Below are 20809 nucleotides of genomic sequence, written 5' to 3' on the forward strand. Positions count from 1 at the left end.
GATTCGTCGTCCGCAGGAAGCCCTCAGCCAGTGGGCTGCTCCGCCCACCGGACGACCTGCCACTCGAGCAGGGCGAGCGTCGTCGCGACGACGCCGCTCACGACGTAGTAGCGCCGGTCCCGCCGGGTCAGCCCAGCCCAGGGCGCCATGCTGAGGCCGTGCAGCCCGTCGAGGGCCCCGCCCGCGCGGTGTGCGGCCGGGTTCCCGGCCCCGAGCACCACCACTGCCTGCACGAGGTGACGGGCCCCGAGCAGCCGGGCGACCCTCCGGGTACCGGGCTGTGGCCGGTGACCGAGCTCCAGCGTCGCCAGTCGATCGGGCGCGACCAGACCGGCGAGGCCGTATGCGGCCCTCCCGACCTCGAGCACGGACCCAGCGGGCGTGCGGCCGAGCGCCGAGCCCGCCGTCACCGCGAGCGCCTCATGGTCGCCAGGGCCAGGGCGCCGAGAACGACACCGCCGACCCCGCCGAGCAGGCCGTGGTGCTGCGAGGCCCACAGCTGCGGCGACCGGTCGGTGGAGCGGCGGTCGAACGGGCCACGGGTGCCGAAGTCACGGTGCTCGTCGGCGGGCTGCTCGAGGTTGTCCGGGCGCTCGGGGTCGCTGGGCTGGTCGGTCTGCTGTGAGTCGAAGCCGGTGCGGGCCAGGTAGCGGTCGAGCAGCCCGGGGGCGATGGCGTTGGCCGACAGCGTGCCGACGGTGCTGCCGCCGACCCAGTACTCGCGGCGCTCTGGGTGGTCGGCGGCGTGCACGACCGCATTCGCCGCAACGTGCGGCTCATAGATGGGCGGTACTGGCTGCGGCTTCTTGGGCAGCCGGGAGCGCACCCACCGGAACTGCGGGGTGTTGACGGCGGGCATCTGCACCATGGTCACGCGCACCGGGCTCTTCTCGTGCAGCAGCTCGCAGCGCAGCGACTCGTGAAACCCCTGGATGGCGTGCTTGGCGCCGCAGTAGGCCGTCTGCAGCGGGATGCCGCGGTAGGCGAGCGCCGAGCCGACCTGCACGATGGTGCCGCGGCCCCGTTTCTTCATGCGCGGCAGGATCGCCATGGTCGCGTAGACGTAGCCGAGGTACGCCACCTCGGTGACCCGCCGGAACTCCTCGGGCGCGATCTCGTCGAACGGCGCGAAGACCGAGGTGAAAGCCACGTTGACCCACACGTCCACGGGTCCGAGCTCCTTCTCGACGGTGTCGACGGCGGCGGTCACGGCATCGGCGTCGGCCACGTCGACCTCGACGACCAGGGGGTGGCCGCCGGCCGCGCGCACCTCGTCGGCGGCCGCCTCCAGACCGGCCGAGCCGCGGGCCAGCAGCGCCACCTTGGCGCCGCGCGCACCGAAGGCGACCGCCGTGGCGCGTCCGATGCCGCCGCTGGCACCGGTCACGGCGACCACCTGCTGGTGATGGGTGGCGTTGCGCTTCATGGGTTTTCCTCTCCTCTTCTCGGGCGGGGGGTGCTGGGGGTGGGCGAACCGGCCAGGCGGGCGCTCGCCTCGAGGAGCCCGGCGTGCACGAAGGCCTGCGGCAGGTTGCCCCGGAGCTGGCGCTGTCGGACGTCGTACTCCTCGGTGAACAGGCCGGGTGTGGTGCAGGCCGCCCGTCCGCGCTCGAACCAGCGCAGCGCCTCGGCGGCGTGGCCCTGCTGGTGCGTGGCCAGCGCCATGTGGAAGCCGCAGAGCAGGAAGACGCCCTCGGCTTCCGCCAGTGGGCGTTCGTCGTGTCGGAAGCGGTAGAGGTAGCCCTCGTCGGAGAGCTCGTCGCGGACTGCGGCGAGGGTGGCCGTGCTGCGAGGGTCGTCCGGTGGCACGGCCCCGCGCAGCGCCGGGAGCAGCAGGGCCGCGTCGACCCGCTCCAGCTCGGGGCTCTGCTGCCAACGGCCGCTCGGGTTCAGGCAGTCGTTCGTGGCGTCGGCGACGATGGTGTCGGCGAAACCGGCCCACTCGGCGGCCTGGGCGGTGGGGGCCACGGCCGCCACCGCCCGCAGGCCCGCGGCGCACATGAGCCGGGAGTGCGCCCAGCGCCGGTTGTCGAGCTCCCAGATGCCGGCGTCGGGCTCGCGCCACCGCCTCCGCATGACCTCGATGCACGTCTCCACCGCCCGCCAGCCCTGCAGATCGAGCATGCCGTGGCGTTCCGCGGCCGCGAAGAGCAGCAGCGACTCGCCCAGGGTGTCGAGCTGGAACTGCTCGTTGACCCAGTTGCCCACGACGTCCTTGCCGCCGGGATAGCCGGGCAGGTCGAGGCGCCGCTCGTCCGGCACCCGGCCGCCGTCGACGGTGTAGGCCGGCCGCAGCTCGTCGCCGTGCTCGAGCAGCGCTCCGGACACGAAGTGCACCGCGGAGCCGAGGAGCGGGAGGGGCCCGCACGCCGCGACCGCCTGCCCTGCGTAACACTGGTCGCGGATCCACGCGTAGCGGTAGTCGTAGTTGCGGCTGCGGCCACCGTGCTCGGGCAGCGACATGGTCGCCGCTGCCACCATGCCCCCGCTGGCGCTCGTCAGGCCACGCAGGACGGCATACGACTGTTGCGCGTCGGTGGGGGCGAGGGTGTGCTCGAAGCTCGGCACCGCGTCGTTCCACGAGCTCACCGTGGCCGACCACTGTGCGTCCGGCTCGGGAGGCCGGTCCGGCAGCGGCCCGCGGCCGATCTCGAGGACGAGGTCGTGACTCTCACCTTCGCGCAGCTCGATGGCGAGCTCGAGACGGTCCTCCGAGCCGACCCAGTGCGCCTCCCCGGCACCGCTCCACCGGACGTGGTGCTCTCCGGCGCGGGCCGTCCAGATGCCGTGGGAGCGGTGCACCTCCGTCATCGGCTCCGTGCCGAGCCCGGCTCCCACCGACAGCAGCGCGGCGAAGTGGGCATCCCCGGTCTTCGCCGAGACCCGGTGAAGCAGCACCAGTCGGTCGCGGTCGCCGGGAAAGGCGAGGGCCTGGCGGCACTCCATCACCCGGTCCCCCGAGGTCCACCGTCCCCGCCACACAAGACTGCCGGTCTCGTAGTAACCACCCCACACGTAGCGCTCCTCGAGGGGGGTGACGGCATACGTCCCGTGACCGCCGATGAGCGAGCCGAAGACCGGGTCGTCGTGCCACTGCGGCGCGCACAGCCAGGCGATCTCGCCGCGCGGCCCGACGAGCGCGGCGCGCTCGCCGTCGGCGAGGACGGCATACTCGCGCAGCACGTGGAGCGGCAGCCCGGCAGGCAGCCTCATGCGACCCGCCACTGCTCGGCCCCTTCGCTGACTGTCATGCCGTGGCCCGGCCGCTCGCAGACCGGGTGCAGGGCGCCCCCGCTGACCTCCGGGACGTCGTCGACCAGCTGCGGCTCGAGCCGGGCGTGGTCGACGAACCACTCGACGTGCCGCAGGTTGGGGACCGCGGCGGCGACGGACGCGTGGAGCGAGGGCGCGCAGTGCGCCGACACCTGTAGATGGGCCGCCTCCGCGAGCGCGGCGGCGCGCAGCCAGCCGGTGTAGCCGCCGCAGCGGGTGGCATCGAGCTGGAGACAGTCGACGACGGGCAGCAGCGCGGTCACGTCGTCGGGGGTGGCGGCATACTCCCCCGCCGCGACGTCGCACGCGAGCGCCTTACGGACGGCAGCCAATCCGGCGGTGTCGTCGCTGGACACGGGCTCCTCGAACCACACGATGCCGAGGTCGTCGAGCCGGTCGCCCACGCGGATGGCCTCACCGAGGGTGTAGCCGCCGTTGGCGTCGACCATCAGCTGCGTGCCTTCGGGGGCGAGGCGGCGCAGCTGTCGGGTGCGGTGCAGGTCCCGCGCGGGGTCGCTGCCCCAGTTCTCGCCGATCTTGATCTTCATCGCCGTGCAGCCAGCCTCGGCCCAGCCGGCCACCTGTTCGGCGAGCTCGGTGTCGTCGAGCGTGGTGAAACCGCCTGAGCCGTAGACCGGGACGTCGTCGCGGCATCGTCCGAGCAGGTCGGCGAGCGGCACCTCGAGCAGGCGCGCCTTGAGGTCCCACCAGGCCACGTCGACGGCGCTGACCGCCTGCATGGCCAGGCCGCTGCTGCCGAGGTTGCGCACGGCGCGGCGCATCGCCGACCAGCCGTCGGTCACGTCGAGGGCGCTCCGGCCCAGGACGTGGGGCTGCAGCTCGTCCTCGACGACCGCAGCGGCCGCGCGGCTCGAGTAGGTCCAGCCGAGTCCGGTGCAGCCGGCCGCCTGCAGCGTCACGGTGACGGCCGTCGTGGCGTGCCACTCGAACGTGCCGTCGGCCTCCGGCTCGGGTGTCGGGAAGCGGTAGACCGCGCTCGACACGCCGGTGATCGCGCTGTCGTCGCGGGCGTATGCCGGGTGCCCGGCTCGGGCGCTCATGCTCGCACCGCCTGCTGCTCGGTCAAACCCCGGCGAGCTTGCGCTGCAAGGCGGTCGGCGGCGCGGGCCGCGAGCGCCATGATCGTCAGGGCCGGGTTGGCCGAGCCCTGCGTCGGCAGCACGCTGCCGTCGACGACGTAGAGGTTGGGGATCCCGAAGACGCGGTGGTCGGAGTCGACCACGCCGTCCTCCGCACGCACCGCCATCCGGGCTCCGCCGACGAGGTGGGCGTAGCGGTCGATCGTCATCACCTCGCTGGCACCGGCCGCCTCGAGGATCGTCTCCATCGACTCGGTCGCGGCCTTGGTGAGCATCCGGTCGTTGTCGCACTGCGAGTAGGAGAAGTGCGCGATCGGTAGGCCGTGCCGGTCCTTCTCGTCGGCCAGGGTGACGCGGTTGTCCGGCTGGGGCAGGAACTCGCAGAGGGCGCCGATGGTGGCCCAGTGCACGAAGTCGCGAAGGTACTCCCGCAGGGGCGCGCCCCAATGTCCTTGCGCGACCACGTGTTCGGCCCAGGTGATGGGCAGCGGGCTGACGTTCTGGATCGACCAGCCGCGGCGGTAGGGCTTCGTCGGGTCGGTCTCGTAGAACTGCTCCGAGGACACCTCCGGCGGCGGAGCCTTGTAGGCGCGCACCTCATCCGCGAACCGGCCGGAGGTCTGTGGCGCGCCCTGGACCATGAGGTAGCGCCCGAGCTGGTCGGTGTCGTTGCCCAGCCCGGCGGCATACCGCTCGGTGGCCGACAGCAGCAGCAGGCGCGGCGTCTCGATGGAGTAGCCGGCGACGGCGACCGCCCGGGCCCGCTGGAAGTGCTCGCGACCGCGGCGCACGTAGGTGACGCCCCGCGCCTGGCCGGCGTCGTCGTCGATGACCACGCGAGTCACCATGCTGTCGGGGCGGATCTCCGCGCCGTGCGCGAGGGCGTCCGGCACGTGGGTGATGAGCGGGCTCGCCTTGGCGTTGACCTTGCAGCCCTGGAGGCAGAACCCGCGGTAGACGCAGTGCAGGCGGTGGCCGAAGCGGCCGTTGGCGATGGCGACCGGGCCGACGCGGGTTTCTAGGCCGGCCGCGCGTGCGCCGCGCTGGAAGGTCTCGCCGTTGCCGCCGACGGGGTGGGCCGAGTGGGGGTAGGTGTGCGGGTCGCCCCAGGGCCAGTCCTGTCCGGCGACGGGCAGCTCCTGCTCGATCTGCTCGTAGTAGGGCCGCAGGTCGGCGTAGCCGATCGGCCAGTCCGCGCCGACCCCGTCGTCGGTGAGCACGGAGAAGTCGCTGGGGTGGAAGCGCGGGGTGTAGCCGGCGTAGTGCACCATCGACCCGCCGACGCCACGGCCGGAGTTGTTGGAGCCCAAAGGAACCGGGTCGGTACCGCCGATCTGCCGCGGCTCGGTCCAGTAGAGGGTGTGGGATCCGCGTTCGTCGGAGACCCAGTCGCGATCCGGGTCCCAGAAAGGGCCCGCGTCGAGGCACACCACACGCCAGCCGGCTCGGGCCAGGCGCTGGGTGAGGACGCTGCCGCCCGCACCGGCGCCCACGACGACGAGGTCCACCTCGTCGGTGTCGTCGAAGCGGCGCATGTCGTCGCGCAGGCGGTGGTTGGTGCGGCTGCCGTCGGTCGGCAGCAGCCAGGCGGAGTCGTTGCGGGCGCGCACCTCGCGCTCGCTGCGCGGACCGTCCAGCCGGGTCACTGCCCTGCTCCGTCCGGCGAGCGCCCCTCGAGCAGGGCGCTGTGCTCGCGGCGGGCCGCCTCGACCCGCTCCGCGAAGGGAGTGGGCCGCCGGTCCACTGCGTCGGCCACCTCCCAGTGGTCCCGGCCGCCCACACCGAGGTTGACGTAGCCGCGCGGGTAGGCCGGCCCGGGGAAGCCGATCTCGTTCCAGACCCAGGGGTGGGAGTAGAAGGCCGTGCACGCATACCGTGTCCAGAGGCTCCAGACCCGTTCGGCGGACACGCCGTGCCACTGATCCCCGGCCGAGGAGCGCGTCTGCACGTCCTGGACGAGCGCGGCCTGCCGGCTGGCGTCGAGCTCGGCGAAGCGGGCGCCGTCGAAACGCCCGGCCGCGTCCTCGTCCAGCCACGCCAACGTGTGCCGCCACGCCTCGGCGTCCTCCGGGAGGTCGTCGTAGTGCCAGCCGTCCGTCTCGCCGACCGCCAGCCGGGCGTCGAGCAGCTCCAGCACCGGCACTCGGGGCTCGCGGTCCTGGGCGAGGATCAGGTCGAGCAGTGGCGCGGCGACCGAGACCTCGTGCGGGCTGAAGAAGGCCAGGTCGGAGGGGTGGGCCAGGCGACCGAGGACCACACCCGCCGTCACGTCGTCCCACTCGTCGACGGAGTCGAGCACGTCGAAGCCGGGGAAGCGGCCGCGACCCTGCGGCGTGACCGCCCGGCGGTGCGGGGGTCGGTACGGCATCAGCGGCGCCTTCCCCGCAGGGGGGAGCGGCCGGCCCGCGGCCTGCTGCGGCGTGGGGACTGGTCCTCACGCCGGAGCACGGCTGCGAGCAGGCCCATGCCACCGACGACGGTGGCGAGCAGCGGGGCGAACAGCGGCGGGCCGGCCTCGAGGTTGTAGCGGGTGACGCCGCCGGGGCGCTGCGCCACGCCGCGCCAGTGCAGCCACGTGCCCTGCAGGCCGTTGGCGACGATGAGCGCCGAGGCGACCGGGAGCACGGTGTGGGCCGCGCGCTTCGAGAAGATGCCCGCCACCCCGGCCGGAACGGCCGCGGGGAGGATGGCGACCGGCCACCACATCAGCTTGTTGCCGAAGCTGGCACCGTCGTGGGCGAGGTAGATCTCACCCGTCGTGATGGCGGCCCCTGCGGCGGTCAGGCCGGCGAGCGTCTGCTCGAAACGCCCCGTGCGCACGTCGGTGACGGCACGCTCGAGCCAGGTGGTGGCGCCAGCCACGGTCACTCACCGTCCTTGAGCCCCGGCACCACCTGCTGGGCCTTCATCTTGACTCCCTGCTTGATGAAGCCCCAGCGGTCCTCGTCGCCGTGCAGCACCGCCGCTGCCGCCGCCTTGACCTGCTCTCGGGTGGCGTGCGGCGGGATGGGCGGCACGTCGGGGTCGCACCGCACGTCGAGGACCGTGGGCCGATCGGCGGACAGGGCCGCGTCCCAGGCCGGTCCCAGCTGGTCCGGGTCGTCGATGTTGACGCCGACGAGGCCGAGGCTGCGGGCGAAGCCGGCGTAGTCGACGTCGGGCAGCGTCTGTGACTCGGCGAACTTCGGGGCGCCCTCCATCGCGCGCATCTCCCACGTCACCTGGTTGAGGTCGTTGTTGTGCAGGACCGCGACGACGAGCCGCGGGTCGGTCCACTGCTGCCAGTAGTGGGCGATGGTGATGAGCTCGGCAAGGCCGTTCATCTGCATCGCTCCATCGCCGACCAGGGCGATCGCCGGCCGGTCCGGGTGGGCCCACTTGGCGCCGATGACGTACGGGACCCCCGGGCCCATCGTGGCCAGCGTGCCCGACAGCGAGCCGAGGATGTCGCCGTGAAAGCGCAGGTTGCGGGCGTACCAGTTGGCCGCGCTGCCGGAGTCGGCGGCGACCATGGCGTTCGTCGGCAGGCGGGTCGAGAGCTCGGAGAAGATCCGCATCGGGTTGACCGGCTTCGCGTCGTTGAGCGCCCACCGGTCGACGGTCTGCCACCAGTCCTCGACGTTGCCCTCGATCTCCTCGCGCCAGGACCGGTCCTCCTTGCGCTGCAGCAGCGGGATGAGGGCCCGGAGCGTGGCCCTGGCGTCGCCGACGAGGTTGAGCTCGTAGGGATAGCGCATCCCGATCCAGGCCTCGGAGCGGTCGATCTGCACCGCCCGGGCCTGGTCGAGCGGTGGCATGAACTGGGTGTAGGGGAAGTTGGACCCGACGGTGAGCAGGGTGTCGCAGCCCATCATCAGGTCGTAGGACGCGGTGGTGCCGAGCAGGCCGATGGACCCGGTCACCCACGGCAGGGTGTCGGGCAGCACGTCCTTGCCGAGCAGCGCCTTGGCTGCGCCGGCGCCGAGCAGGTCGGCGACCTCGGTGAGCTCGGCCTCGCAGCCCCGCGCTCCCTGCCCGACGAGCATGGCGACCTTCTCGCCGGCGTTGAGCAGGTCGGCGGCGCGGCGCACCGCCTCGTCGTCGGGGCACACGGTGGCTCGTGCGGTGCCGACGCTCGAGGGCACCATCTTGAAGGCGTGACCTGGTGGGGCGTACTCGAGCTCGAGGACGTCGGACGGGAAGATGATGCAGGTGGGGGCACTCTTGGCCCGGGCGACCCGGATGGCGCGGTCGATGAGGTTGGGCAGCTGCTCTGGCACGGTGCACATCTGGACGTAGTTGGAGCAGACGTCCTTGAAGAGGGTCAGTAGGTCGACCTCCTGCTGGTAGGAGCCACCCATCGCGCTGCGTGCCGTCTGGCCGACGATCGCGACGACCGGCACGTGGTCGAGCTTGGCGTCGTAGAGGCCGTTGAGCAGGTGGATCGCGCCGGGGCCGCTCGTCGCGACGCAGACGCCCACGCGGCCGGAGAACTTGGCGTAGCCGACGGCCTCGAAGGCAGCCATCTCCTCGTGGCGCGCCTGCACGAACTGGGGGTGGTCGCCCGCCCGTCCCCAGGCGGCGAGCAGGCCGTTGATGCCGTCCCCCGGGAAGCCGAAGACCTGGCGCACATCCCACTCGCGGAGGCGGGAGAGGACCACGTCGGCAACCTGCTGGGCCATGTCGATCTCCTTTGTCATCGGTTGTCGACGAGCGGGGACCGGTTGCGGTCCGACCCGCGGCTCGCCTGGTGCGAACCCTCCGCCGGCGGCGTCCAGCGAGAAGACCCACTCCCTTTCTACGCCGCCACAGTTGCGATCCGCAAGAGTTGCGCTGCGTAAGAGACGCCGGTAGAACAGAGGTGTGCCGCATCGCCCCGCTGCCGCTCGTCCACGGCCGACTGGCCCCAGCACCACGTCGTCACCGAGCACCTCGTCGTCCGTCTCCGACACGGAGGTCGACGCGGTCCTCGGTGCGTGCCGGGTCCTCGTGGCGATCACCGCCCGGTCGATGGCCGCGACCTCCGAGGTCAACGACCTGCTGCACCTGCGTGCCCTCGTGGTGCTGTCGAGCCGTATGCCGCTGTCTCTGGGTGAGCTGGCCGACGCGGTCGGCATCCACCTGACGCGTGCCAGCCGGCTGTGCGACCGGCTGGTGGCGCGAGGGCTCGTCGACCGGGCCGATGACCCCCTCAACCGCCGTCAGCTCATGCTGCGGCTCACGCCCGCCGGGGGCGAGGTCGTCGAGGCCGTCACGCGCGAACGTGCCCGGGAGATCCGGCCCATCCTGGGACGGATGAGCGACGAAGGTCGCCGAGACCTGCTCCGCTCGCTAGGCGAGTTCGCCCAGGCTGCAGGGGGTTTCGCGGAGGAGGACCTCCTGGCCCTGGGCTGGAAGCCCTAGCGGAGGCCGGTACCTCCGCAGAACCCGCGTGTACTTCCCGTCCGCTGTCTGCTTGTTGTCCCACGGCACGTCGCGTTCTGCCACATCCACGCGTGCGCCAGCTCGTGCAGCATCCTCAACCGCTGGAACGGCGTCCCGGTGCGGACGTACGCGCGTCCCGTGGTTCCCGTCTCGATGGCGTCGAACCTTCCCGCCAGGAAGCTGGACAGCGCAGCCGGCCCTCGATCGGCTCCACCTCGATGCAGCTCAGCACCGGGAGCTGGTCAGCAGGGGCGAGCGACAGCGCCGCGATGGGCCCAGCACCGCGGCCCCGTGCCGCGCTCGGCGTCGTCCACCATGACCTCGCATGAGAGGACCGTGCAGCCTCGCCCGTCGCTGCACGTAGGAGCGAAGGTCGCGTCGACATCAGCCTCGGCCTCGGCCTCGAGAGAGCATCGGTCCCGTCAGCACGGTGGGCGGCCGAAAGACGATGAGTTGGTGCAATCGCGCCCGCCGCGAAAGGTGGCGTTCTACCGTGGAGACACAACCGCGGCGTTCGCGCGTCGGCGGGTGTAGTCGGGGGACTTCGTTGCATTGGGGTTCGACATGACGACATCGACGACGCCGCTCGCGGCCTCGGACCAGCTGCTGACTCCCGCGGAGGTCGCTGCGCTCTTCCGGGTGGACCCGAAGACGGTCACCCGCTGGGCGAAGGCAGGCCGTCTCGAGGCGGTCCGCACTCTGGGCGGTCACCGGCGGTTCCACGCCGCGCAGGTGTACGCGCTCCTGGATCAGTCCGCCGGCGTGTAGCGCAGCCCGGCCGGCGCCTCGCTCGGCCTGGCTGCTCCTTCGCGAGGTCGTGCAGCATCGACCGGCACGGCATGCCGCCATCCCTCCAGGGGCCGTTGCGGCGCAGGTTCGTCTTCAACCGGGTCTGCTTTCCATGCAGACACTTCCCGGGACCCGCCTCTGGCTCAGCCCAGGACGTCGAACTGTGATCGGACCGGACTCCGTCCGGGCTGCTCCGCCGGTTCGCGTTGGCCGCCACGTTGAGCGGCGGCTCCGGCGAGGACAACAAGTGCGATGCCGCCGATTTGGGCCGCTGACGGTTGCTGGTGGAGGACCAGAAGCCCGAGCACCACACCGATCGCCGGCTCGAGTGCCATGAGCGTGCCGAAGGCGAGATGGGTCATGCGACGCAAGGCCAGCAGCTCCAGCGCGTAGGGCATCACCGGAAGGAGGAGGGCCAGACCCGCGGTGGCGACGACGACGTGGAAGGTCAGCTGCCCGGCAGCTTGCGGAACGCCCACGGCCGCTGCGGTGGCTGCGGCGACAGGGACGGTCATGGACAGGCCGCTCAGTCCAGAGAATCGGTCGCCGAGGCGCTGCGTCAGCAGGATGTAGGCAGCCCACCCCACCGCAGCCAGTGCCGCGAAGACGATGCCGGCGGCATCGACGTCACCGCGCCAGGGCTCGGTCAGGAGCACCACCCCCGCGAGAGCGAGGGCGGGCCAGGTCAGCGCCCGGCGGGAGTGGCTGCGGACGGCGGCGACGGTGAGCGGACCGAGGAACTCGATCGCCACCGACGTGCCGAGGGGGATTCGCTCGATGGCGGCCAGGAAGCTGGTGGTCTGCAGGCCGGTGGTGACACCGAGCCCGAGGACGACCGGGATGTCGGTGCGGCGCAGCGTCCGCAGTGGTGGCCGAGCGATGGCGAGGAAGACCATGGCCCCGATCGTGAGGCGCAACCAGGCAGTACCGGCGGGTCCGATGGAGTCGATGACGCCGAGCGACAAGGCGGAGCCCAACTGCACCGACAGCATGGCGGCCACGGCGAGTGTCCATGCTGGTACGACCGGGCGGGAGGTCATTCGGGTAGCCGTCCGTCCCCGTAGGTGGCTTTGACCTCGCTGATGACGATGCGGTACCCGTCGTACCAGCGATGGACCTGCCCCTTGGCTTCGCGGTGGGTGGGGAACGTGGCCAGGTGCGCGACCGACTCCTGGTCGGTGAAGTAGTACGTCGCGTTCACCAGGCCCTGTTCTGGATCGTGCCAGGTCTCGATCTTGAGGAATCCGGGCAGGCCGCGGGCGTACTCCTCGATCCGTCTGTCGAGGTCGTGGAAGTCGTCGTCGTACGTGCCGGGCTTGAAGATGAACTGGCAGCAGATCACGAGATCTCCGGGTGGGGCGCGGGGCGGGTGGTGATGTCGGTGATGAGCCGCTCCATGACCCGCACGTCCGGCCCCATGGACCGCAGGTGCTCGGCGAGCGCTTCGCCGGCGGCTTTCAACTGACTGTCGGTGGCGGGTTCGAGCCCGTCGAGGATGAACAAGGCGGTGGTGGTGTCGTCCCGCAGCGCGGTACGGCGACCCTGTCGCCAGTTCCAGCGGCGGCAGGTCACGCCGATGTCATCGCACCAGACGACCTCACCAACCTCGGGGTGCTCGATGACTGCCTGGCCGTCGGCCACGGTGTCGAACGGTTCACTGCCGGTGGCTCGGAGGAGCCTCGGGCTGCCGACATACCGATCGAGGTCCTCGCCGCCGATGGGCACCTGGTGCAGCACCGAAATGGCGTTGTACAGGTCGGTGAGCCTGTTCACGCGCGGCAAGCCCGCCGCGGCACGTCGGGTCAGGGCTTCGAGGCTGTTGCGTGTGCGTTGCGGTTTGGCGCCGAACGCCTGGTACGCCTCCCGCCAAGCCGATACGTGCGGGAGCCCCTCCACGGGGCCGACTGCCAGCTGGGCGGTGGCCGCCTCTTCGGCGCGACGCAGCAGCGCGTCACTTCGCTCGTCACTGGGCGCCGGGGTGATGCCCTCCGCGACCAGAAGCAGCGCACGGTAGTCGGGCCGTAGGTCGAAGACATCGGCACCGACGACGGCGCCGGTGAGCAGAGCCGCTGTGGCGTGGCGGTCAGCCATGCGACTCCTCCCCGTGCGACCCCGACCCGACGCCGGGCTCGAACACCGCCAAAGAGAAGTGCGCGACCGCCTGGCCCTCGTTCGCGTACGCGTGGTCGACGTCTCCGGGGAACGACACGGCGTCACCGGCGGCCAGGGCGTGGCGCTGGTCTGCCACGGTCAGCGTGACGGTCCCGGCCCGGACCTGGAGAAGCTCCTTGGTCCCGGCCACGTGCGCCTCGCTCTCATGAGAGTCCCCGACCCCCAAGGTCCAGTCCCACAACTCCGCCACATCGGGAGGCTGCGTGCCCGCAACCAACAGCCCCCGGCCACCGTGCTCGCCACTCCAGAGGGCCGCCCCGTGACCCGCGCGGGTCACCGTCACCGGCTTGGGAGCCGGCGGCGCGACGAGGGCGGGCAGACCCATGCCCAACGCGTCACTGATACGCAGCAGGGTCCCGACGCTGGGGTTCGCCGTCCCTTGCTCCACGTTCACCACGGCGCGACGGCTCACCCCGGCGGAGGTGGCCATCTGGTCCAACGTCCAGCCCCGCGTCTGCCGCTCATGCCTGACCCTCGCGCCGATCGCAGCAGCCAGGCCCGCGGTTTGCTCATCCATAAGTGCATTGTACTGCACTGCAAGTGCATCTTCTCGCCCGAAATGCTCCCTGCTGTTGTGGTGTTGGTGTTGCCCGGGAGTCACAGGCCCGGTGCCGCCCGACTGTTGAAGCCACATCCCCGCGGCCATGGCTACGGTTCGGCGCCGCCGGGCCTATGTCAGAACGGCTGGTCACTGCTGCGCTCGACATGCTGCGGCCCATCGCCTCCGACCTGCTCGGCCGCGCAGGCGCGATCCAGCGCGCCCACCGATTTGGACTCTTCCCTTACGTGAGGGTAGGGTCGCGACACGTCGACCTACCCCGAGGAGTGCTGTGACCGAGGCGCGAACGCCCATCGATCTGATTCAGATCGGCGACGTCGCCGACCGCACCGGCTTGAGCCTTCGCACCATCCGGCACTACGAGGAGGTCGGGCTGCTGCCTGAGCCGCAGCGCAGCCCCGGCGGCTTCCGGCTCTACAGCGACGAGGCTGTCGAGCGGCTGCTCCTCATCAAGCGGATGAAGCCGCTCGATTTCACGCTCGAGGAGATGCGCGACCTCATTGACATCCGAGACCGACTCGCCAACACGCGCCTCTCCCGCACGACGCGACGTGAGCTCACCGAGCGGCTGCGCACCTACCACTCGCTCGTCGAGCACAAGCTCGGTCGCCTTCGCGAGCGCGTCGAGAACGCCGAGACCTTCGCGTCCCAGCTGCGCGACGAGGCCCGGCTGCCCGACTGAACGGGCTGGCTGACCGGCCCATGGGCCCACAGCCGGCCTATGCCGGACGATCTCGGACAGTGCCGTCCCATCATGCCCACGGCCGATGACGTATGCCGTGGCGCCAGACGTTCCTGCCGCGACGCCGCGGCCCCCAGCCCCAGACCGCCAGACCGCCAGACCGCCAGGAGATTCCCCATGAACACGACACCCGGCGCCGCGCCGGACCTCGATCCGGCCCTGCCGCTCGACCCGCCGACCTCGCACCGCCCGCTCGGCTCGGACGTGCCCTTCCCACACGAGCGCGACGTCACGTCGGTGCGTGCCGCGCTGCGATCCCCGAAGCGGCTGCGCATCGAGGTGCTCGGCGGCCTCGTCGTCGCCCTGGCGCTGATCCCCGAGGCCATCTCCTTCTCGATCATCGCCGGCGTCGACCCGCGCGTCGGCCTCTTCGCGTCGTTCACGATGGCGGTCAGCATCGCCTTCCTCGGCGGCCGGCCCGCGATGATCTCCGCCGCCACCGGCGCAGTCGCCCTCGTCATCGCCCCGGTCGTCCGCGAGCACGGCATGGACTACCTCATCGCCACTGTCATCCTCGCCGGTGTCATCCAGGTGATCCTCGGCGTGCTCGGCGTCGCCAAGCTCATGCGGTTCATCCCGCGCTCGGTCATGGTCGGCTTCGTCAACGCCCTCGCGATCCTCATCTTCCTGGCCCAGGTCCCGCACCTCGTCGGTGTCTCATGGGTCGTCTACCCACTCGTCGCCGTCGGCATCGCCATCATGGTGCTGCTGCCCAAGCTGACCAATGCCGTCCCGGCGCCACTCGTCGCGATCGTCGCCCTCACCGTCTTCACCGTCGCCGCGTCCGTCGCCGTCCCGACCGTCGGCGACGAGGGCAAGCTCCCCGAGAGCCTGCCCAGCCTCTTCTTCCCGAACGTCCCACTGAACCTCGAGACCCTGTCGATCATCGGCCCGTTCGCGCTCGCCATGGCCCTCGTGGGACTCATGGAGTCGCTCATGACGGCCAAGCTCGTCGATGACGTCACCGACACCCACTCCTCGAAGACCCGTGAGGCCTGGGGTCAGGGCGCCGCGAACCTCGTCACCGGCTTCTTCGGCGGCATGGGCGGCTGCGCCATGATCGGCCAGACGATGATCAACGTGAAGGCCTCCGGTGCCCGCACCCGCATCTCGACCTTCCTCGCCGGCACCTTCCTGCTCATCCTTGTCGTCGGCCTCGGTGACGTCGTCGCGATCATCCCGATGGCAGCGCTCGTTGCCGTGATGATCATGGTGTCGGTCGGGACGATGGACTGGCACAGCATCCAGCCCGCCACGCTGCGCCGGATGCCCAAGAGCGAGACCCTCGTCATGCTCGCCACCGTCGCGGTCGTCGTGGCCACCCACAACCTCGCCATCGGCGTGATCGTCGGCGTCCTCATGGCCATGGTCATGTTCGCCCGGCGCGTCGCCCACTTCACCCACGTGATCGACGTGGCCCACCCCGACGAGAACACCCGCGTGTACGCCGTCGAGGGCGAGCTCTTCTTCGCCTCCAGCAACGACCTCATCACCCAGTTCGACTACGTCGGCGACCCAGCCACCATCGTCATCGACCTGTCCCGCTCGCACATCTGGGATGCCTCGACCGTGGCCACTCTCGACGCCATCACCCAGAAGTACGCCGCCAAGGGCAAGACCGTGAGCATCACCGGCCTCAACCACTCCAGCCAGGAACGCCACGATCGGCTCGCCGGGCACCTCGCCGGCGGGCACTGACAGCCCTAGACCGCCCGGCCCGCCCCCCCCGGACCCGGGTAGGTGGTCCGCGCGACAACACCTCCTGCCGAGCCGAAGCGGCCGATAGGCTGAGGACCCAGGTGTGCCGGGAAGTCTGGTCGGCGAACTCCACAGCCGACCCCGCCGCACTCGTGTCCTTGTGACCGGCTCGGCGGACCGACTCGCGAAGGACCCGCATGCCTGACACGCCCAGCCCGGACCCGACCGCCGACATGACCCCCGAGGTGACGCCCGACCCGACGCCCGGGCAACCGCTGGTGCCCGCAGGAGCGGCCCGGTCGGCGCGGTCGTCGCTGTTCGGGCGGGGCAGCTGGCCGGAGGTCTCGCGAATCAGCGAGATCCTGCGCCGAGAGACCGTCGGCGGGGCACTTCTGCTGGCCGCGACCGTGATCGCCCTGGTGTGGGCCAACTCGCCGTGGGCCGCCGCCTACGACGCGCTCCGAAACTTCACCTTCGGGCCGCAGATCCTGCACCTGCACCTGACTGTGAGCGCCTGGGCCGCGGACGGGCTGCTGGCGATCTTCTTCTTCGTCGCCGGACTTGAGCTCAAACGCGAGTTCGTCGCCGGCGATCTGCGCGACCGGCGCAAGGCCGCCCTTCCCGTCGTCGCAGCCCTGGGCGGCATGCTCGGTCCCGCGCTGATCTTCGTGGCCGTCAACGCCGGCACCGGCGGCGACGCGCTGCAGGGCTGGGCCATCCCCACCGCCACCGACATTGCGTTCGCCCTTGCCGTGCTGGCCGTCATCAGCACCCACCTCCCAGCCGCGCTGCGCACCTTCCTGCTGACCCTGGCCGTCGTCGATGACCTCTTCGCGATCACCATCATCGCGCTCTTCTACACCCGTGAGCTGCACCCGCTGTACCTGCTCGCCGCCTTGGCTCCGCTCGTGGCCTTCACCGTGCTGGTCCAGCGGCGGGTCCGGTCCTGGTGGCTGCTCCTCCCCCTCGCCGGCCTGACGTGGGCGCTGGTGCACGCCTCCGGGGTCCACGCCACCGTCGCCGGGGTGCTGCTCGGCTTCGCCGTGCCCGTCGTCCGCAGCCGCGCCGCGGGCGGACCGGAGGCAGGACCCGGCCTGGCGGAGCACTTCGAGCACCGGTTCCGTCCGATCTCCTCCGGCATCGCCGTCCCGGTGTTCGCCCTCCTCGCCGCGGGGGTCACCGTAGGCGGCTTGACCGGGTTCGTCGAGTCGCTCAGCGACCGGGTCGCCATCGGCATCGTCGTCGGGCTCGTCGCCGGCAAGGCGCTCGGCATCTTCGCCGCCACCTACGTGATGGCACGCTTCACCCGCGCCAGCCTCGACCAGAACCTGCGCTGGATCGACGTTTTCGGCCTGGCCGTCCTTGCCGGAGTGGGGTTCACCGTCTCCCTGCTCATCGGCGAGCTCGCGTTCGGCGCCGGCAGCGTCCGGGACGCCCACGTCAAGGTCGGCGTGCTGACCGGCTCGCTCCTCGCCGCACTCTTGGCCGCCGCCATCCTGCGCAGCCGCAACCGCGCCTATCGCCGGGCGTGCGAAGAGGAGGAGGCCGACACCGACCGCGACGGCATCCCCGACGTCTACGAGGACACCGCGCAACGCTGAGCCCGAGACCGGTGCCTACCCAGGCCAGCGCGTTTCGATGTACACGGGCTACCCGCTCAAAGCCACTCGGCTCCTCTGATCGGAGTGAGGCGTCTACCTGACATGCCGCGGTCAGGACGGGACGGTGAACGATGGAGCCGAACGGTCGTGCCGATGAGCGCGCTTGTGCTGGAGCGTTCGCTGTTCTCCGCACTGGACGTGTTCGCGCGAGACTGTCTCATGACCATCAACGGCCAGCCGATCGACCGGCAGCGCATCCACGACGGACTAGAGAGAACGCGCGCCGACCTGCACGCCGTCGTCGCCCACGCCACTCCGGTCGAGCTCCGTCGCCGCACCCGAGGAACCAGGTGGACGAACGGCCAGCTGCTCTGGCACATGACGTTCGGCTACCTGATCGTGCGCCGACTCCTCCCGCTGGTCCGGCTCTTCGGCCACCTGCCAGACCGGTTCACTCGCACCTTCGCCAGCGCGCTCAACGCGGCCACCGGACCGTTCCACCACATCAACTATCTCGGCGCTGTGGGCGGCGCCCTCCTCTTCCGTGGTCCGCGGCTGACTGCGCAACTCGACCGAACCATTGCCCAGCTTCACCGCCGGCTCGACGCCGAGGCCGACCGGGCGCTCGATCGCGGCATGCACTTTCCCGTCGGGTGGGACCCCTTCTTCCGCGACTCCATGACGCTCGCCGAGGTCTACGCCTACGGCACCCAGCACTACGACTTTCACCGAAGCCAGCTCACCCTCGAGCGCTTCTGAGGGCGGCATCACCCCCACCCTGCCGAGCGACTTCCTCCGTGATCAGGCAAGGCACCCGGGCTCACTCGTCGATGGCTCCGGCACCCCTGTCGACCTACAACCCCAGACCCAGGACAGGCGAAGGCGACGCCCTCAAAGACCCAGTCGCCTCGGGAGCCGACGTGCCGCGTGCGCGAGCGGCGGGAATGCTGTTGTGCCGAAGCTGCGGAGCGGCAGCGTTGTCCAGCCCAGGTCTCTGCTTGAGCCGGCCGCACGGCGCGCCCGGACGGACGTCTGCGCCCTGCGATCACCGTGCGGAAGGCGGGTGGCACGTCGTGCTCGAGCACTCGCGGTGGGACGATCGATGGGTGCATCGGGCGCAGGAATCAGGCGTGGCGGCAGACGTTCGGAGAAAGGGGAGGCTTCCGCGACCGCTCAGTAGCTTCATCGGCAGGGAGAACCTTCTCGCCGACGCACAACGGCTCATGGGCGAGCATCGGCTACTCACGCTCACCGGGGCGGGCGGCAGCGGCAAGACCCGCATGGCCATCGAGCTCGCTACCAGAGTCGGCGGCCGTTTCCCCGACGGCATTCATTTCGTGGCGCTTGCTGCCGTCGACGAACCAACCCTCATCCCGTCCTCGATCGCGCAGTGCCTCGGGCTCGCCGACTCACATGACGTCCCGCTCGTTGAGCACGTCGGTGACCACCTGCGCGGCCGCTTGGTCCTGCTCATCCTCGACAACGTCGAGCAGGTGATGGCGGGGGCTCCGCTCATCGCCGCCTTGATCGCCGCAACCGACACGCTGCACGTCCTCGTGACGAGCCGGTCGTCGCTGCACCTCGACGGCGAGCAGGAGCTCCCGGTCGGCCCTCTGGAGTTGCCGCCGTCTGGCGCCGAGCCGTCACCGGCGTCACTCGCCCAGTGGGAGTCGACCGCGCTGTTCCTGGACAGAGCCCGGGCTGTAGCACCGGACTTCCTGCGAGGCACGGACGAGGCCGCCGCGGTCGTCCAGATCGTCCGGCGCCTGGACGGCCTTCCTCTGGCCATCGAGCTGGCAGCAGCGCGGGTGAAGGAGCTTCCCCTCGCGAGCATCTTTGACCGACTGGACGGCTCGCTGGGTCTACTCGTGGGCGGGCACCGCGACGCGCCTGCTCGACACCAGACGCTGCGGGCCACGCTCACGTGGAGCTTCGACCTGCTCGGCGAGAACGCGCGTCAGCTCCTGACCATGATGGGGGCGTTCCGCGGGGGCGCCGCCCTGACCGACCTGGAGCGGGTCTGCGGGTCGGTCCACCCTGAGCTGCCGGTGCTTGAGGCGGTGGGGCAGCTCGTCGACCACCACCTCCTCCGGCTGCAGCCGGACCCCACGGATCCGACGGAGCCGCGCTACACGATGCTGGAGGCGGTCCGCGAGCTCGCCGTCGAGCGGCTGAACGGGTCGGAGGACGCTCAGCCGGCCCGTCGGGCGCATTCGAGGGTGTTCGCGGAGCTGGCGGCGCAGGTCGAGAGGCCGCCGATCTGGCCGGCCCCGGGCCTGATGGCGCGGCTCGACCGCGACCATGACAACCTCCGGGCTGCCCTCGACTGGCTCCAGGCGCACGACCCCACCGCAGCGCTCGCCACGGCGGCGCACCTCACGGGGTACTGGTCGGTGCGCGGTCACTTCGGCGAGGGCCGACGGCGGCTGGCCACCCTGCTTGGTTCCCCCCACGCGGGCAGCCCCGAACGAGCAGCAGCACTCAGGAGTGCGGCTTGGCTGGCGATGGACCAGGGCGACCTCGAGGCCGCGATAGCTGCAGTCGACGAGGCCCTCATTCTTTCCCGCGTCCTCGGTGACCGCGTCGAGGAGGGTGCCGCCCTGCTGACACGTGGCCGCGCCGCCCTCGGCGGACTGGACCTGCTGGCCGGTGGCGACGACGTCGAGGCCGCCCACCGGGTGCTCTCCGCGGCAGGCGACGCCAAGGGCGCTGCCGCCGCACTATTCCTCAGTGGACTGGCCCCGCAGTTCACCGGTGACCTGGCCGCCGCGTGCTCACGGTACGACGCCGCCGTGCAACGCTGCGCCGAGCTGGGCCTGACGACCGTCAGGGCGCGCACCCTCCAACTGCTCGGCCTTGCTCGGGTGCAGGCCGGGGAGGTGCGCGAGGCCCGGGACGCCCTCGCCGAGGGCGTCCCGATCGTGGTCGAGAGCGGGGACCGGTTCGGAATCGCCGTCGGCCTCGGCGGCCTCGTCGGCTTGGCCGCGGTCAGCGCCCGTCCGCGCCTCGCCCTGCGCCTGGCAGGGGCGCTGGACGAGTTCGTACACGCCCACCAGGTCGTGCCGCCTCGGCCGCTGCACGACCTGACGGAGCGTCTGCTGGAGCCGGCGCGCCTCGCGGTCGGCCCCGCCGCCGAGGCGGTGCGCGCCGAGGGCCGCCGGCTCTCGGTGGCTGACGCCTTGGCCGCCGCCCTCTCCGACGAGAAGGAGCAACGTTGGGGCGCTCGTTCCGGGACCGCGCTCACCGGGCGCGAGACCGAGGTTGCCGGGCTCCTGGCAAGCGGACTGACGAACCGCGAGATCGCCGCTCGTCTCGTCCTCTCGGTGCGCACGGTCGAAGCCCACGTCGACCGGGTTCTCACCAAGCTCGGCTTTCACTCGCGCACCCAGCTGGCCGTCTGGGCACACGAGACCGGCGTCCTGGCGCAGCCGCGCGGCTCGGAAGCACCGGATAGGTAGGCAAGTAGGTAGTC

The 20809-nt window shown here is 71.3% G+C and carries 19 protein-coding genes; 7 read left to right on the forward strand and 12 right to left on the reverse strand.

The genetic code is table 11. From position 1 onward, the window contains the following. Positions 1-23: 23 nt before the first annotated feature. Genes AC3WRT_RS02480 through AC3WRT_RS02515 form a run of 8 tightly spaced genes read right to left on the reverse strand, consistent with a single transcriptional unit; the run spans position 24 to position 9034 of the window. Positions 24-410 carry a hypothetical protein gene (locus AC3WRT_RS02480; protein WP_492718737.1) on the reverse strand — a complete coding sequence of 129 codons (387 nt, stop codon included), beginning with the start codon at positions 408-410 and terminating at the stop codon, positions 24-26. Then, positions 407-1426: an SDR family oxidoreductase gene (locus AC3WRT_RS02485; RefSeq protein WP_492718739.1), complete on the reverse strand. Its 1020-nt coding sequence runs from the start codon at positions 1424-1426 to the stop codon at positions 407-409. Before AC3WRT_RS02485 ends, AC3WRT_RS02480 begins: the two co-directional genes overlap by 4 nt. Next, positions 1423-3213: a glycoside hydrolase family 15 protein gene (locus AC3WRT_RS02490; protein WP_492718741.1), complete on the reverse strand. Its 1791-nt coding sequence runs from the start codon at positions 3211-3213 to the stop codon at positions 1423-1425. Before AC3WRT_RS02490 ends, AC3WRT_RS02485 begins: the two co-directional genes overlap by 4 nt. Next, complete coding sequence (locus AC3WRT_RS02495; RefSeq protein ID WP_492718743.1) at positions 3210-4334, reverse strand: enolase C-terminal domain-like protein; 1125 nt, start codon at positions 4332-4334, stop codon at positions 3210-3212. Before AC3WRT_RS02495 ends, AC3WRT_RS02490 begins: the two co-directional genes overlap by 4 nt. After that, positions 4331-6019: a GMC family oxidoreductase gene (locus tag AC3WRT_RS02500; RefSeq protein ID WP_492718745.1), complete on the reverse strand. Its 1689-nt coding sequence runs from the start codon at positions 6017-6019 to the stop codon at positions 4331-4333. Before AC3WRT_RS02500 ends, AC3WRT_RS02495 begins: the two co-directional genes overlap by 4 nt. Continuing rightward, positions 6016-6741 carry a gluconate 2-dehydrogenase subunit 3 family protein gene (locus tag AC3WRT_RS02505; protein ID WP_492718747.1) on the reverse strand — a complete coding sequence of 242 codons (726 nt, stop codon included), beginning with the start codon at positions 6739-6741 and terminating at the stop codon, positions 6016-6018. Before AC3WRT_RS02505 ends, AC3WRT_RS02500 begins: the two co-directional genes overlap by 4 nt. Further along, on the reverse strand, positions 6741-7235 hold the full coding sequence (locus AC3WRT_RS02510; RefSeq protein ID WP_492718749.1) for a hypothetical protein: 495 nt from the start codon (positions 7233-7235) through the stop codon (positions 6741-6743). The genes AC3WRT_RS02505 and AC3WRT_RS02510 overlap by 1 nt, the downstream gene beginning before the upstream one ends. 2 nt (positions 7236-7237) lie before the next feature. Continuing rightward, positions 7238-9034 carry a thiamine pyrophosphate-requiring protein gene (locus AC3WRT_RS02515; RefSeq protein WP_492718751.1) on the reverse strand — a complete coding sequence of 599 codons (1797 nt, stop codon included), beginning with the start codon at positions 9032-9034 and terminating at the stop codon, positions 7238-7240. Between the two features lie 181 nt (positions 9035-9215). On the opposite strand from AC3WRT_RS02515, the gene AC3WRT_RS02520 reads away from it, so the two are divergent. Both AC3WRT_RS02520 and AC3WRT_RS02525 read left to right on the forward strand, forming a co-directional pair. Further along, positions 9216-9755: a MarR family winged helix-turn-helix transcriptional regulator gene (locus tag AC3WRT_RS02520; protein ID WP_492718753.1), complete on the forward strand. Its 540-nt coding sequence runs from the start codon at positions 9216-9218 to the stop codon at positions 9753-9755. Between the two features lie 585 nt (positions 9756-10340). Continuing rightward, the gene (locus AC3WRT_RS02525) at positions 10341-10544 is read left to right on the forward strand and encodes a BldC family transcriptional regulator (protein WP_492718755.1); all 204 of its coding nucleotides are present in this window, start codon (positions 10341-10343) and stop codon (positions 10542-10544) included. 164 nt (positions 10545-10708) lie between these two features. On the opposite strand, the gene AC3WRT_RS02530 is transcribed toward AC3WRT_RS02525, so the two are convergent. From AC3WRT_RS02530 to AC3WRT_RS02545, 4 genes are read right to left on the reverse strand one after another with little or no spacing between them, the layout of a single operon-like run. Then, complete coding sequence (locus tag AC3WRT_RS02530; protein WP_492719121.1) at positions 10709-11557, reverse strand: EamA family transporter; 849 nt, start codon at positions 11555-11557, stop codon at positions 10709-10711. Positions 11558-11601: 44 nt separating this feature from the next. After that, a complete protein-coding gene (locus tag AC3WRT_RS02535; protein ID WP_492718757.1) occupies positions 11602-11907 on the reverse strand; it encodes an antibiotic biosynthesis monooxygenase family protein in 306 nt (101 codons plus the stop codon). Next, a complete protein-coding gene (locus AC3WRT_RS02540) occupies positions 11904-12656 on the reverse strand; it encodes a B3/B4 domain-containing protein (RefSeq protein ID WP_492718759.1) in 753 nt (250 codons plus the stop codon). The genes AC3WRT_RS02535 and AC3WRT_RS02540 overlap by 4 nt, the downstream gene beginning before the upstream one ends. Then, positions 12649-13254, reverse strand: coding sequence for a helix-turn-helix domain-containing protein (locus tag AC3WRT_RS02545; protein WP_492718761.1), 606 nt, complete (start codon positions 13252-13254; stop codon positions 12649-12651). The genes AC3WRT_RS02540 and AC3WRT_RS02545 overlap by 8 nt, the downstream gene beginning before the upstream one ends. A gap of 313 nt (positions 13255-13567) precedes the next feature. On the opposite strand from AC3WRT_RS02545, the gene AC3WRT_RS02550 reads away from it, so the two are divergent. From AC3WRT_RS02550 to AC3WRT_RS02570, 5 genes are all read left to right on the forward strand, one after another. After that, positions 13568-13978: a MerR family transcriptional regulator gene (locus tag AC3WRT_RS02550; protein WP_492718763.1), complete on the forward strand. Its 411-nt coding sequence runs from the start codon at positions 13568-13570 to the stop codon at positions 13976-13978. Positions 13979-14155: 177 nt separating this feature from the next. Then, a complete protein-coding gene (locus AC3WRT_RS02555; RefSeq protein ID WP_492718765.1) occupies positions 14156-15736 on the forward strand; it encodes a SulP family inorganic anion transporter in 1581 nt (526 codons plus the stop codon). 233 nt (positions 15737-15969) lie between these two features. Beyond that, a complete protein-coding gene (gene nhaA / locus AC3WRT_RS02560; protein ID WP_492719123.1) occupies positions 15970-17337 on the forward strand; it encodes a Na+/H+ antiporter NhaA in 1368 nt (455 codons plus the stop codon). Between the two features lie 153 nt (positions 17338-17490). After that, on the forward strand, positions 17491-18096 hold the full coding sequence (locus tag AC3WRT_RS02565; RefSeq protein ID WP_492718767.1) for a DinB family protein: 606 nt from the start codon (positions 17491-17493) through the stop codon (positions 18094-18096). A gap of 464 nt (positions 18097-18560) precedes the next feature. Further along, positions 18561-20795, forward strand: a complete 2235-nt coding sequence (locus tag AC3WRT_RS02570) for an ATP-binding protein (protein WP_492718769.1) — start codon at positions 18561-18563, stop codon at positions 20793-20795. Positions 20796-20809 lie beyond the last annotated feature (14 nt).

It is taken from the genome of Terrabacter sp. FW104-15G4B, assembly GCF_058790095.1.